Source organism: Blastococcus sp. TF02-09 (assembly GCF_003319105.1).
Lineage (GTDB): Bacteria > Actinomycetota > Actinomycetes > Mycobacteriales > Geodermatophilaceae > Blastococcus.
On record NZ_QOHH01000002.1, the window covers coordinates 1 to 13,614 of the forward strand.

Consider the following 13,614-nt stretch of genomic DNA (forward strand, 5'->3'; position numbering starts at 1 on the left):
GCTCGGACACCGTCGAGGCCTTCCGGTCGGGCAGCTTGGTCGCTTCCGATCTTGGAAGGCCTCGACCCGTTCCCGGCCTCAGCTCCCACGCGCGAGTCCCTCACACCCACCGCAGGTACGAAGAGCCGGAATGATGCACCTTCGACGCGGTGGCGACGTGGACGCTCTGAAGTTAACCGTGCGACACACTTGGACCCACGGTCCGCTCGAGGCGCAGACCCGACTCGCGGACGCCATAACTCCACCCCGCTGGACTCACAGTCTCGCGCGTATTGATCTAAGCATCTGGGAGCACGCAGGTGACTGCATATCGCCTGACTTGGCCGGCCAAGCCATTGACGCGTGCCTGCACATCCTGAAGAATCCCGACGAATTCAGACAGCGCGTTCGCCCTACATTCTTAGTGACTTCCGCAGTGATTGATGCGCTGACCGGTCTCGTGAGGGCGGGAGACCCGAACGACCGCGCCCGCATCCTGCATCACCTGTCGAACCTCCCCGACGTGGGCAACGGACTCGACGAGCAGCGTTTCGCACGACTCGCGGCGCGGCTAGTGCCGTTCGACCAAGAGGTTGCTTCAGACATCGCAACCAACTTGATCGACACCAGCCGCCGCCAAAGCGGGCGCCTCCTGTCGGCGGCGCTGCTGGAGTTATCGGGCACGCAATCTGCAACCGAAGAACTTCTTGCCAGGGCAGAACAAGGTGACGCAGAAGCGATGGACGCCCTCGGAGATGTCACGAAACTATCTCCGGCTACCGCCCGTTCTGCAATCCAACGTCATGCGCTACAGCTAGAGGAGAGCGTGAGGGACGCCCGCAAGCTCAGCTGGGGATTTGGCGGGCGCGACAGTGGCAGCATCTTGGCCGTCCTCAACTTTTACTGGCCGAGGGAAGCCAACTGGGATCCCATATTCACTCTTCTCGAGGAGCCTCTCGTTTCCGGCGAGGACAAGCGTGGGGTCGCGGACTTTCTGTCGCGCTACTACACCGAGCTACCGCCAATGGTCAAGGATTGGCTACGTGACCATGCGGAGTCCTTAGCAAGCCAACCGCAGATCCAACACGCGAAGTTCCAGCAGCCCGTCGGTGCAACTTTGACTGCTCTCGCCATACAGAGTGGCGGCCTGAGTGAACAGCAGTCGGCACGCGCGCTTGCCAACGCTTTCGCTCGGCCGTCGCAATCCCGAATTGACATGACCGGCTCCTTGCGCAACGGTTTGCACTCGAAGGATCCACTGATCTTTATTCCACTGTTGGGAGACGCCGACCCAAAGGTTAGGCGCCAGGCGGCGGAGGGTCTCATCGGCCTTGTCTCCGACGACCAACCTAGCGACACCGTGATGGCTGCGCTGGAAGTCGCAATTCTGGGAGAAGGCGCGTTGGTTGCGCTCACGGTCGCCGCTCGCCTTCGTCAGCGGGCGAGCGCTGGCGCGTCATGGCCGCTAACCCTCTTGGAGAACTGCGAACAACATCCATCCGCAGCCGTTAGGCTCGCTGCTCGCGTCGGCAGGACGCTGTAAAAGTGCACGTCTCTGCGCCCATACGTAGAGGGGACGCGGTCGTGAAGCGCATCGCCTCCAGCTAGCCGATTACAGCATCCGGTAGTAGCGAACCTGCGGGAACGGCCGGAAGCCGGCCTTCTCGTAGGCGGCCCGGGCAGGGGCGTGGCCGGGGTCGCCGCCCGTGCCGATGACCGCCAGCACGGAACCGTGGGCGCGCGCCTGCTCGACGGCGTGGGCGATCAGCGCGTCGGCGACACCTCGCCGCTGAGAGTCCGGGTCGACGGCAATCATCTCGATCTCGCTGCTGTTCGGCTCGCCGTGGCTCTCGTCGTGGTGCACGACGGCGACGAATCCGACCGGCCGACCCGCGTCGTCCGCGACCCAGGTGCGGGTCGCCTCGTCCCGGATGACGCCCTCGACCGCGGACGCCTGCATCGCGGCCCAGTCGGGGTAGAGGTGCCGGAAGACGGCCTCCCCCATGACGGTGCGGAACGACTCGAACACCGGTGCCCACGCGCGCAGCGAGAGCTCGACGACAGGGGCGATGTCGGACTCGGCGAGCGGTCGGATCGACGTCGGCACGGCCTCACTGTCCCGGCGCGGTCAACCGCTTTCCAGGTCAGCGCCGGCGCCGGTGACCAGGTCGAGGAGGGCCTGCTCGTCCAGCAGGTCGACGGGGCGGACGGTGAGCCCGTCGGCGACGTGGTGGAAGCCTGCGCTGACCTGCTCCACCGGGACGCCGGTCAGCCGCGACCAGCCCAGCCGGTAGGCGGCCAGCTGCACGCCCGCCGCGGCGAGCTCGCTCCCCGTCGGCAGCGGGCCGGTCTTCCAGTCGATGACCTCGAAGCCGCCGTCCTCCCGCACGAAGACCGCGTCGATGCGCCCACGCAGCGTCAGCGGGCCCAGCGGCGTCTCGAAGGGCACCTCGACCTCGAGCGGCTGGCGGTCGGCCCACTCGCTGGCGAGGAACGCGGCCTGCAGCGTCTCCAGGTGGGCGTCGGGGGCGGCCCCCTCGTCGCCGGAGCCGGGCAGTTCGTCGAGGTCGACCAGCCGCGCGGCTCCGAACCGCTCCTCCAGCCAGGTGTGGAAGGCGGTGCCCCGGCGTGCCTGGGGCGCCGGCGCGGCAGGCATCGGGCGGCGCAGCCGGCGGGCCAGCTCGGCCGGGTCGCGGCGCAGCGTCACCAGCGCGGAGACCGACAGGTGCGAGGGCAGCGGGACGTCGACCGTCGGCGCGGAGTGCCGGGCGCGCTCGCGCAGCAGCAGGTCGGCGTCGCGGACCCAGGAGGCGATCAGCGGGTCGTCCTCGCCGAGGGACAGCTCGCGGTCCAGCGGGTGCGGGGCGGCGGACTCCACCAGCTCGGCAGCGGCGGTGAGCGAGCGGCGGCGGCGGGCGGAGAGGGGGTCGGCCGGCCACGTCCCGATCGGCCACTCCTCGAGCGCGGGGTTCGTCGCGTCGTCGGCCGGAGCGGGCGCCCAGTGCACGACCTCGCCAGCGCCGTCCTCGCACGCCTGCCGGGCGGTGTGCAGCAGCACCGACGGCCCGCACGGCTTGACGCCGTCGCGCCACCAGCTGCCCGAGCACAGCAGCAGGTGCCGGGCCCGGGTCACCGCGACGTAGCCGAGGCGGATCTCCTCGTCCTGCCCGAAGTCCTTCCAGTCCTGCACGTACTGCTCGAGGGCGTCGCGCACCGCGGCCTGGTCGCCCGAACCGGGCACCGGGAGCTTCAGCGCGGGCAGCTCGGCACGGTCGGTGAGCCGCAGCTCGGCCGGCACGGCGCCCGGGTCCTTGATCCACGAGTCGCTGGCGTTGCTGCGCGCGGGGAACTGGTCGACGGTCATCCCGGGCACCGCGACGACGTCCCACTCCAGGCCCTTCGCGGAGTGCCCGGTGAGCAGCTGCACCGCCTCCGGGTTGACCGCCACCTCGCCCGGCTCGAGGCCGCGCTCGCGCTCCTCGGCGTCCCGCAGGTAGCCCAGGAACGCCGGCAGCGACGGCAGCTCGGCCAGCTGCGTGAACTCCGCGGCGACACCGTGCAGCGCATCGAGGTGGGCGCGGGCACCGGCCGGGCTCGCCTCGGGGGCGCTGGCCAGCTCGGTCTCCAGCCCGAGGGTGCGGGAGACCTCGTCGACCAGGTCGGGCAGCGACTCCCCCAGCCGGTTGCGCAGGTGCGCCAGCTCCGCGCCCAGGCGGCGCAGCCGGCGGTGGCCCTCCGAGGAGTAGCCGGCGGGGTCGCCGAGGTCGTCCAGCGCCTCGACGATGCTGCCCCGCTCCACCGGGGCCTCGACCTGCCCCTGCTCCGCGGGCCGGGCCGGGCGGCGCGCGTGCACCAGCGCCCGCGCCCGCGCCTCCAGCGCGGCGAGGTCGCGGGGGCCGATCCGCCAGCGGGCGCCGGTGAGCAGCCGGCCCAGCGCGTCGCCCGCGGTCGGGTCGACCAGCACGGTCAGCGTGGCGACGACGTCGGACACCTCGGGCACCTCGAGCAGGCCGCCGAGCCCCACCACCTCGACCGGCAGGCCCCGCTCGCGGAGCGCGGCGGCGATGCCGGGCAGCTGCTTGCGGGTGCGGGCCAGCACGGCGACCGTCGGGCGCTTCCCGTCCGCCCGCGCGACGAGCGGGTCCTCGCCGCGCCAGCAGGAGGCCAACCGGTCGGCCAGGGCGGCGGTCTCGTCGGCGATGGTGTCGTACAGGCCGACGGTGACGGCACCGCGGCCGGCCGTGGGCGCGGGCGCGAGGTCGGGCAGCGGGTGCTCGGGCGCCGGCAGCATCGCCGAGACGGCGTTGGCGACGGCGAGCACGCTCTCGTCGTTGCGCCAGCTCGTGGCCAGGGTGAGCCGCTGCGCACGCCGGGGACCGCGGCCGGGGAAGGTGCGGTCGAAGCGCTCGATGGTGCCGGCCGAGGCGCCCCGCCAACCGTAGATCGACTGCCGCGGGTCACCGACGGCGAGCACGGCGTGGCCGGTGCTCCCGCCGAACAGCGCCTCGAGCATCCGCAGCTGCCCGACGCTGGTGTCCTGGTACTCGTCGAGCAGCACGACCTTCCACCGCGCCCGCTCCCGGCGGCCCACCTCCGGCGCGGCGGTGGCGATGCGCGCGGCGTGCGCCACCTGGTCGGCGTAGTCGATGGAGCCCATCGCCCGCTTCCAGGCCTCGAACGCCTCGACGAGCGGCAGCAGCGCGACCCGGGCCCGCTGCCGGGCCAGCATCTCGCTCACCGCCGCGTAGGGCCCGCGCTTCTTCGGCGCGTCCGCGTAGCCGGCGATCTGCGCCTCGAGCCTCGCCGTCCACGCGCGCAGCGCGTCGGGGCTGACATCGTGCTCGCCCATCTCGGCGGCCAGGGCCAGCACGTCCTCGACGGTGGTCAGCGGGGTGAGCGGGACGTCGCTCATGTCGCCGGTCCACGCCGTCACCACGGTGGCCGCCTGCCCCCAGCACATCGCCGGGCCCAGCACCCCGGCACCGGGCTCCACGCCGATCCGCAGGCCGTGCTCGGCGACCAGCGCGGCGGCGTAGCCGTGGTAGGTCGAGACGGTCGGCTGGGCGACGGAGAGCCGCTCGCGCAGCGCGGGCTCGGTGTCCGGGTGGCGGGCCAGGGCGCCCAACCGCAGGTGGACCCGCTCGTTCAGCTCGCTGGCGGCCTTGCGGGTGAACGTCAGCCCGAGGATCTCCTCCGGCGCGACGACCTGGTTGGCCACGAGCCAGGACACCCGGGCGGCCATCGTCTCGGTCTTCCCGGAACCCGCACCGGCGACTACCACGAGCGGCCGGTCGGCAGGCGCCTCGACTACGCGGGCCTGCTCGGCGGACGGCGCGTAGGACAGCCCGCACCGGGCGGCGACCTCGGCCGGGGTGAGCAGCCGCCGCGGGCCGGCCGGTGCCTGCGCGGGCTCGGCCAGCAGGTCGTCGAACGAGAGCTGCGTCATCCGGTCACCTGCCGGCCGCGCTCGTGCATCGGGCAGCTGCGGCGGGCCGGGCAGCGGGAGCAGTGGCTGCCGGTGCGCACCTCGAAGGTGGCCGCGCCCATGCCCGCGCCGACGTCGGTGATCAGCTCGCCCGCCCAGGTGGCCGCCAGCGGGACGTCGTCCGGCAGCGGCTGCTGGTGCTGCTCCTTGGCCTTGGCCCCGCTGCCGACCTGGAGCAGCGCCGCCCCACCGGGCACCGCACCGTGGTCGCCGAAGCCGCCGGCGGCGACCGCCACCTGGTAGGCGGCGAGCTGGCCGTGCTCCTCGGTGTTCTTCGGGACCGTCTTCCCGGTCTTCAGGTCCACCACGACCAGCCGGCCGTCGGCGTCGCGCTCGAGCCGGTCGACCTGGCCGCGCAGCCGGGCACGGCCGACGACGACGTCGAAGTTCTCCTCCACGCCGACCAGCTCGCGGTCGTTCGCGGCGTGCCAGCGGAGGAAGCGGCCGAGCATGTCCTGCGCCGCCTGCCGCTGACGCTGGTCGGCCCAGCCCGGTCCCAGGTCCAGCTGGTCGAGCTCGCCGTCGAGGGCCGCGGGCGCCTCGGCCGGGGGCAGCCCCTCGGCGACCTGCTGGGCGACGGCGTGCACCGCCGTGCCCACCGTGCGGGTCGAGTCGGGCGAGGCCTCGGCCCCGACGGCGCCCAGCACCCAGCGCAGCGGGCAGCGCTGGAAGGTCTCGATGTGCGAGGGGCGCACCCGCACCTCGTCGTCCTCGGGCACGAGTGGGGCGTCATCGGACAGCGGGGCGAGCCCCCACCACGATCTCGGCGAGGCGCCGAGAACGCCCTCGTCGGCCAGCCGTCGCAGCACCGAGGCGGCGGCCGACCGGCGGGCCGACGGGGTGCCGGGGTCGGTGACCGCGCGGCGGAGCTCGGCGACCAGCGCCGGCAGGGTCAGGGAGCGGGGCAGCTCGGTGAGCGCCCGCCCCTCCTCCGGCGGCGGCTGGACGAGGTCGAGGAACCGCGAGGCGGTGGCCCCGGCGTCGGCACCGTCGAGGGCGCCCTGCACCGCGCTGACGATGAGCCGCCGGCGGGCCCGGGTGACGGCGACGTAGAACAGCCGGCGCTCCTCGGCCAGCGCCAGCGTGCGCCGGTCGACGACTGCGCCGTCGATACCGGCGGCCCGCTCCACCAGCACCTCGGCGCCCAGCAGCGAGGACCGCTCGCTCAGGTTGGGCCAGACGCCCTCCTGCACGCCGGCGACGCAGACGAGGTCCCACTCCAGGCCCTTGGACGCGTGCGCGGTCAGCAGCCGGACCGTCTCGCCCGACGCGGCGCGGGCGGCGCCGGTGTCGCCGGGCAGCTCCTGGGCGGAGAGGTGCGCCGCGAAGGCACGGACGTCGGCCGAGGGCAGCCGGTCCACGAACCCGGCGGCCGCGTCGAACAGCGCGACGACGGCGTCCAGGTCGCGGTCGGCGACGGCGCCCGTCGGCCCGCCTGCGGCGCTGGCGCGGGCCCACGTCGAGGCGAGCCCGCTGGCCTGCCACATCGCCCAGAGCACGTCCTCGGCGGTGCCGTCCTGCGCCAGCGCCAGCCGCCCGGCGCCGAGCACGGCGGCCACCCGCAGCGCGGGGCGGGCGACGTGCTCGGGCAGTGCCTCCAGCAGCGCGTCGTCCTCCAGCGCCATGGCCAGCGGGGCGCCGCGCTCGGCGGCGTCGACACCCTGCCGGGCCAGCGCCACGCGCACCGCGCGGCGCAGCCGGCGCAGGTCCAGCACGGTCGCGCCGCCCAGCGGCGAGGCGAGCAGGGCCTCGGCGGCGGTCTCGTCCAGACCGGTGGCGACGCCGTCGGCCGGGTCGCTGCCCGGCCGCGGGAGCAGCGCGGTGAGCGCACCGAGGAACGGGGCGACGGCGGGCTGGCCGGCCAGTGCCACGTCGTCGGAGGAGACGGCGAGCGGGACGCCGGCCGAGGCCAGCGCGCGGCGCAGCGGGCCGAGGGCCGCGGCGGCGCGGACGACGACGGCCATCTGGGACCACGGGATGCCGTCGAGCAGGTGGGCGCGGCGCAGCCGGTCGGCGAGGTAGGCGGCCTCGATCGCCGCGGACCCGAAGACGTGCACCTCGGCCGCACCCGGATCGGGCGACTCCCCCGCCGTCAGCCGGCGGTGCTCCCACGGACCGGGCAGCCCCTCGGCCACCTGCCGGCTGATCCGCAGCAGCTCGGCTCCCGACCGGCGGGAGACCCCCAGCGAGACGCGGGCAGCGGGGCGCCCGTCGGTGTGCCGGAACCGGTCGGGGAACTCGGTCATGCCGCGCGGCTCGGCCCCGCGGAAGGCGTAGATGGACTGGTCGGGGTCGCCGACGGCGACGACGTTGCCGCCCCGCCCGGCCAGCAGGGCGAGCAGCTCGACCTGCGCCGGGTCGGTGTCCTGGTACTCGTCGACGAACAGCCAGCGGGCGCGCTCGCGCTCCTGGCGCAGCAGCTCGGCGTCGCCGTCGAGCTCGGCGATGGCCTGCCGGACGAGCTCGGCCGGGTCGTACCCGGACGCGTCACCCCGGCCGAGGGTGGAGAAGGCGGTGACCGCCTCGTACTGCTCCTGGAACGCCGCGGCGTGCACCCAGGGCTCCCGGCCGCTCTCCCGGCCCCATGCGGCCAGCTGCTCGGGGGCGACCCCGCGCTCGGTGGCCCGCAGCAGCAGCTCGCGCAGCTCGGTGCGGAAGCCGGCCGTGCCCAGCGCGGGCGCCAGGTCCGCCGGCCAGCGGACCGCACCCTCCTCCTCGACGTCCCCCCGGAGCAGCTCGGCGACGACGGCGTCCTGCTCGGCGGAGGTGAGCAGCCGCGGCGGCGCCTCGCCCCGCAGCAGCGCGGCGCGGCGGAGGACGCCGTAGGCGTAGGAGTGCAGGGTGCGCGCCAGCGGCTCGCGGATGGTCTGCGCGACGCGGCTGGTGATGCGGGTGCGCAGCTCGGCGGCGGCCTTGCGGCTGAAGGTCAGGACGAGGATCTGCTCGGGGTCCAGCCCCGCCTCGATCCGGGTGGCGACCGCCTCGACGATCGTCGTGGTCTTCCCGGTGCCGGGACCGGCGAGGACCAGGAGCGGCCCGGCCGGGTGGTCGACGACGGCCTGCTGGGTGGGGTCGAGGCGCGGAGCCGCCACCTCCGGCCGCTCCGACTGCACCAGCCGGTAGACCGGCGCCGCGCCCCCCTGTGCCACCTCTCGATGGAAGCACGCCCCACCGACAACTCCGGGACGCCGGGGACGGACGGGCGGGACGGGTGGGTGGAGAAGGAGCAGGACCTCAGATCAGCGCGAGGGCCGCCTCGACGTGACCGGCCTCCAGCATCAGATCCGCCGCGGTGGTCAGCCACCCCGCGACCTGCAGCAACGGCCACTCCCCCTCGGTGTCGAGGGACGCCGTCGCGGCGACAAGCCCGGCCTGGGCGACAGCCCGGCACGCGATGGTGTTCATGCACTGGTAGTCGGCACGTCCGCCGCCGCGCTGTAGGCCGGGGCGGGAAATGGTGCGCACGGGTTCCCCGGACACGCCCCCGTCACGCGGGCGGTCGGTGCCCGACATCACGGAGCTCGAGCAGCAACGTGCCGGCTGCTGCATCCACCGGCCGGAACCCGAGGCGCTCGTACAGCCGGCGGGCCGGGTTGCCCTCCTCGACGCTGAGGCTCAGCGCCGGCAGGCCCCGATCTCGCGCCTCGCGCACCGCCGCCTCGACCAGCTCCAGGCCCAGACCCTCGCCGCGGTACCCCAGCAGCACGCAGACGCTGAGCTCCGGGACGTCGGCACGCACGAACCCGTACCCGGGGGCGTCGGCCGGGAAGCGGGTCACCCAGACCACGCCCGTCGGCTCGCCGCCGGCGGTGGAGACGGCGCCGAACTCCGGGGACGTCCGGTAGTAAGCGGCCAGGTGCGGATCGCCGTCCACCTGCGCGATCGAGAACCGGGGCCCGTTCCAGTTCACGTTGAACCAGGTGGCGAGGCGGAGCAGCAACCGGTCCTGCTCGTCCAGCGCGCGCGTCGTCCGCCGTCGGTCCACCCCTGGACCTTGCCCGGGCCGCTCAGCCCTGCGCCAGCCCCCAGGACGTCGCGGCGATCCGGTCGGCGTCCTCGCGCGCGAGGGTGCCGACGTCGACCAGCCGCTCCAGGACGTGCGCCTGCCGGGCCCGGGCGAGCTCGGGGTGCACCAGCGGGTCGTACGCGCTGGGCGCCTGCACGAGACCGACGAGCACCGTGGCCTGCGCCCAGTCCAGCTCGCCGGGGGCCGCGTCGAAGTAGCCCCGCGCGGCGGCATCCAGGCCGTAGAAGCCGTGCCCGAAGTAGGCGGCGTCGAGGTACATCCGCAACAGCTCCTCGTTGCTCCAGGCGCGGTCGAGCTTGAGCGCCAGGACGACGGCGCGGGCCTTGGCCAGCGGATCGGTGGCGCCGTCCTCGTAGACCACGCGGGCCAGCTGCTGGTGCACGGTCGAGCCGCCCCGGTCGGTGCCGCTGACCAGCCCGAGCGGCGCCCGCAGCGCTCCCCGCCAGTCGATGCCGACGTGGTCGGCGAAGTGGCTGTCCTCGGTGGCCAGCAGGGCGGCGGCGACGCGCGGCGGGATCTCACCCCCGAGCGCCGTCCCGGCGTGGGCGGCCAGCCGCGCGTCCACCCGGGTGCGGGCGTCGTCGACACCTGGGGTGGTGACCCACCCGGCGCCGAGCCCGAGGGTGGCGACGACGGCGAGGGCGCCGAACGCGCGGCGGGCGCGACGGAGCACGGGGGCCGGTCGCGAGGCGGGGAGGGTGCGCTGCTGCGTCAGGTCGGGCACCCCCTCATCCGATCGTCCGGGACCCCCGTCCGGCGTCGTCCCGGCGGTCGATCTTGCTGGATGGGGCGTCATCCCCGGGGAGGACGGCCGTGTCGCGGTCGGGCCAGCCGACGGCGGCCAGGTCGACGCGGCCGTTGCGCACCGGCACGCCCTCGCCGGCCAGCAGCTCCAGCTGCCGCACCCGCACCGCCTCGGCGGCCGTGCCGTCGGCGCGCAGCACCCGGTGCCAGGGCACCGCTCCCCCGCCGGAGCTCAGCGCCCGGGCGACCCGGCGCGGACCCACGCCGACCAGCCGGCCGATCGCGCCGTAGCTGGTGACCCGCCCCGGTGGGATCTGCTCCACCACGTCGAAGACGGCCTCGTCGACGTCCAGCGCATCGCTCACGTGCCCATGGTGGACCGTCGGGCGAGGCCTGTTCAGTCGTCCTTGCGCCCGAACCGGGCCAGCAGCCGGGTCTGCGGGCGCGCCGATGCGGGCACGGGCAGCGGCGGGTCGAAGAATCCGGGGACGCCGTCGTCGGGCAGCTGGTCGGCGAGCACCAGCGCCACGGTGACCAGGTCCTCGTCCAGCGTGCGGTCGCCACCGGTCGCCCGGGCGAGGTCCCACGAGTGCACGGTGAGGTCCGACGTCATCTCGAGGACGTACTGCGTGGCCGGCGTGGGCCCGCGCTGCAGGTGCACGGTGCGGGACAGGGCGTCGTCCTCCGCGACGGCGGCCAGCGACCCGTCCGCGGCGGTCTCCCAGCTGGTGAGCGGGTCGTCCCCGAGCAGCGTCGGGGTGTCGTCAGGCACCTGGATCCGGTCGTAGGGCTCCCCGGCCAGCAGCGGCGGCGCCCATAGGTGCTCACCGATCAGGTGCGCCACGAGGTCCGCGACCGTCCAGCCGGGCAGCGCCTCGTCCTCCCACTGGTCGGGGTCGACGGCGTCCACGCGGTCGGTGAACAGCGCCTGCGCGCGCTGGAACAGCTCGAGCAGCTCGACGGGCGAGTACCGGTCCATGCCGCCAGTAGACATGTCCCCAGTCAACAGCGGCCGACCCCGACCTGCCCGTCGGGGACGACGACGGCCCGGTCACCCACGAGGGGTGACCGGGCCGCGGTGGACTGCGTTCAGTAGGTCGGGAGCGTCTTGTCGATGCGCGTGGCCCAGGAGGTCACGCCGCCCTGCACGTGGACGGCGTCCTTGAAGCCCGCGGCCTTGACCGCGGCGAGCACCTCGGCCGAGCGGACGCCGGTCTTGCAGTGCAGCACGATCGGCTTGTCCTGCGGCAGCTCCGACAGCGCCCGGCCGGAGAGGATCTCGTCCTTGGGGATCAGCCGCGCGCCCGGGATCGAGACGATCTCGTACTCGTTGGGCTCGCGGACGTCGATCAGGTCAAACTCCTTGCCGGCGTCCATCATGTCCTTGAGCTCGTCGACCGTGATCGTCGAGCCGGCCGCCGCCTCCTGCGCCTCGACCGAGACCACACCGCAGAAGTTCTCGTAGTCGATCAGCCCGGTGATCGGCTCGCCCTCGGGGTCCTTCCGCACCTTGATCTCGCGGAAGGTCATCTCCAGGGCGTCGTAGACCATCAGCCGACCGAGCAGCGTCTCGCCGATGCCGGTGATCAGCTTGACCGCCTCGGTGGCCTGGATGGCGCCCACCGTCGCGCAGAGGACGCCGAGCACGCCACCCTCGGCGCAGCTGGGCACCATGCCGGGCGGCGGCGGGACGGGGTAGAGGTCGCGGTAGTTCGGCCCGTGCTCGTTCCAGAAGACCGACACCTGACCGTCGAAGCGGTAGATGGAGCCCCACACGTAGGGCTTGTTCAGCAGCACGCACGCGTCGTTGACGAGGTAGCGCGTGGCGAAGTTGTCCGTGCCGTCCACGATGAGGTCGTACTGGCTGAAGATCTCCAGCACGTTGTCGTTGTCCAGGCGCGTCTCGTGCAGCCGGACGTCGATCAGCGGGTTGATCTCCCGGATGGAGTCGCGCGCGCTCTGGGCCTTGGACCGGCCGACGTCGGACTGCCCGTGGATGATCTGGCGCTGCAGGTTCGACTCGTCGACGGTGTCGAACTCGACGATGCCGAGCGTGCCCACACCGGCCGCGGCCAGGTACATGAGCACCGGCGAGCCGAGGCCACCGGCGCCGACGGCCAGCACCTTCGCGTTCTTCAGCCGCTTCTGCCCGTCCATGCCCACGTCGGGGATGATCAGGTGGCGGCTGTAGCGGCGGACCTCGTCGATGGACAGGTCGGCGGCGGGCTCCACCAGGGGTGGCAGGGACACGATCGCTCCTCGTTCGGTGGACAGCGGCCGCGACGGGCCGTCGAACACGTGCGACAACAGCGTGCCAGCCAGGATCCTTCCCTCGGGACGCACCCGCCTCGGGCCGCCCCGTCGACCGCGGGGTTCGACACCTCACGCCGACGGGTGCGACGTGTCCTTCCCCGCGGTCGGTCGGCCTGTGGACAGTCGAGGCGGGCCTGGTCTCGCTGAGGGCAGGCTCCCCGGGTGCCTGCATCCCGCCCGCCGATCCTGCGGGGACGCGTCTTCCGCGGTCGGGACGCCGTGGCCGCCGGGCTGCTCACGAAGCGACAGCTCTCTTCCCGTGTCTGGCGGCCGCTGTTCCGCGGCGTCTACGCCGATGCGGAGCTCCCCGACACCCACGAGATCGCAATCGCCGGCGCCTCGTTGATCACTCCGTCGACCGCGGTCTTCAGCGGACGATCTGCGGCATGCCTCCTGGGCGCGGACCAGCTGGTCGACGCGTCGACCCCGGTAGAGGTGACCGTGCCCGAGGCCGACCGGTTCGGTCCCGTCGCGGGACTGCGGATACGTCGTGCCGTGGTGCCGGAATCCGACGTCCGCAGCGTGCGCCGGTACTCATGCACGACACCGGTCCGGACCGCCGTGGACATCGCCCGGCACGAGGAGCTCCCCGGCTCCGTCATCGCCCTGGACGTCCTGCTTCGCCGCGGTCTGGTCGACGCCGGGCGGCTGGCCGAGGCCGTCGCAGCAGTGCCGACCGGACGCGGATCCCGCCGTGCGCGCCTCGCCGAGGCATTGGCCGACGGCCGGGCCGAGTCCCCGCCGGAGACGGTGGTCCGGGTGCTGCTGCGGACAGCAGGGCTGGCTCCGGTGCCGCAGTTCGTGGTGCGCGACGAGCATGGCCGGTTCGTCGCCCGGGTGGACCTCGCCTTCCCCGGTCAGCGGGTGGCGGTCGAGTACGACGGCGCCTGGCACGGTCACCCAGGACAGCTGGCCCGGGACCGTCGGCGGCTCAATGCGCTGGTGGCGGCGGGCTGGCGGGTGGTGCACCTGACTGCGGCAGATCTGCACGACCCGGCCCGAGTACTCGCCGCGGTCGCGTCGGCGCTCGCCGAGCGCGGGCTTTGACACCTGCAGGGCGTCGTCG

General features: G+C 73.9%; 11 protein-coding genes. 2 read left to right on the forward strand and 9 right to left on the reverse strand.

The genetic code is table 11. The features are described from left to right. Positions 1 to 415 precede the first annotated feature (415 nt). Positions 416 to 1,522: a hypothetical protein gene (locus tag DQ239_RS20075; RefSeq protein WP_147251971.1), complete on the forward strand. Its 1,107-nt coding sequence runs from the start codon at positions 416 to 418 to the stop codon at positions 1,520 to 1,522. Positions 1,523 to 1,591: 69 nt separating this feature from the next. Here the strand turns inward: DQ239_RS20075 and DQ239_RS02485 are convergent, their stop codons facing one another. The 9 genes from DQ239_RS02485 to moeZ form a co-directional block, all read right to left on the reverse strand. Next, positions 1,592 to 2,086 (reverse strand): GNAT family N-acetyltransferase, encoded by a 495-nt coding sequence (locus DQ239_RS02485; RefSeq protein WP_113832704.1) that lies wholly within the window; start codon positions 2,084 to 2,086, stop codon positions 1,592 to 1,594. Between the two features lie 21 nt (positions 2,087 to 2,107). Continuing rightward, positions 2,108 to 5,425 (reverse strand): ATP-dependent DNA helicase, encoded by a 3,318-nt coding sequence (locus tag DQ239_RS02490; RefSeq protein WP_113832705.1) that lies wholly within the window; start codon positions 5,423 to 5,425, stop codon positions 2,108 to 2,110. After that, positions 5,422 to 8,613: an ATP-dependent DNA helicase gene (locus tag DQ239_RS02495; RefSeq protein WP_233488666.1), complete on the reverse strand. Its 3,192-nt coding sequence runs from the start codon at positions 8,611 to 8,613 to the stop codon at positions 5,422 to 5,424. Before DQ239_RS02495 ends, DQ239_RS02490 begins: the two co-directional genes overlap by 4 nt. An 85-nt stretch (positions 8,614 to 8,698) precedes the next feature. Continuing rightward, positions 8,699 to 8,869: a hypothetical protein gene (locus DQ239_RS20525; RefSeq protein WP_199582538.1), complete on the reverse strand. Its 171-nt coding sequence runs from the start codon at positions 8,867 to 8,869 to the stop codon at positions 8,699 to 8,701. 82 nt (positions 8,870 to 8,951) lie between these two features. After that, the gene (locus DQ239_RS02505; protein WP_113832707.1) at positions 8,952 to 9,449 is read right to left on the reverse strand and encodes a GNAT family N-acetyltransferase; all 498 of its coding nucleotides are present in this window, start codon (positions 9,447 to 9,449) and stop codon (positions 8,952 to 8,954) included. 22 nt (positions 9,450 to 9,471) lie between these two features. Continuing rightward, complete coding sequence (locus tag DQ239_RS02510; protein ID WP_158544774.1) at positions 9,472 to 10,215, reverse strand: biosynthetic peptidoglycan transglycosylase; 744 nt, start codon at positions 10,213 to 10,215, stop codon at positions 9,472 to 9,474. A 4-nt stretch (positions 10,216 to 10,219) separates the two neighbouring features. Then, a complete protein-coding gene (locus tag DQ239_RS02515; RefSeq protein WP_233488667.1) occupies positions 10,220 to 10,600 on the reverse strand; it encodes an MGMT family protein in 381 nt (126 codons plus the stop codon). A gap of 32 nt (positions 10,601 to 10,632) precedes the next feature. Continuing rightward, positions 10,633 to 11,214, reverse strand: a complete 582-nt coding sequence (locus DQ239_RS02520) for a TIGR03086 family metal-binding protein (RefSeq protein ID WP_113832709.1) — start codon at positions 11,212 to 11,214, stop codon at positions 10,633 to 10,635. Between the two features lie 110 nt (positions 11,215 to 11,324). After that, a complete protein-coding gene (moeZ, locus tag DQ239_RS02525) occupies positions 11,325 to 12,485 on the reverse strand; it encodes an adenylyltransferase/sulfurtransferase MoeZ (RefSeq protein ID WP_113833272.1) in 1,161 nt (386 codons plus the stop codon). A 225-nt stretch (positions 12,486 to 12,710) separates the two neighbouring features. On the opposite strand from moeZ, the gene DQ239_RS02530 reads away from it, so the two are divergent. Next, positions 12,711 to 13,595 (forward strand): hypothetical protein, encoded by an 885-nt coding sequence (locus DQ239_RS02530; protein WP_147251973.1) that lies wholly within the window; start codon positions 12,711 to 12,713, stop codon positions 13,593 to 13,595. Positions 13,596 to 13,614: the final 19 nt, after the last annotated feature.

Bases quoted from the DNA above. Each gene is read 5' to 3' on its own strand.
- DQ239_RS02490 (WP_113832705.1), bottom strand. From the start codon at position 5,425: ATGACGCAGCTCTCGTTCGACGACCTGCTGGCCGAGCCCGCGCAGGCA.
- DQ239_RS20525 (WP_199582538.1), bottom strand. From the start codon at position 8,869: ATGAACACCATCGCGTGCCGGGCTGTCGCCCAGGCCGGGCTTGTCGCC.
- DQ239_RS02520 (WP_113832709.1), bottom strand. From the start codon at position 11,214: ATGGACCGGTACTCGCCCGTCGAGCTGCTCGAGCTGTTCCAGCGCGCG.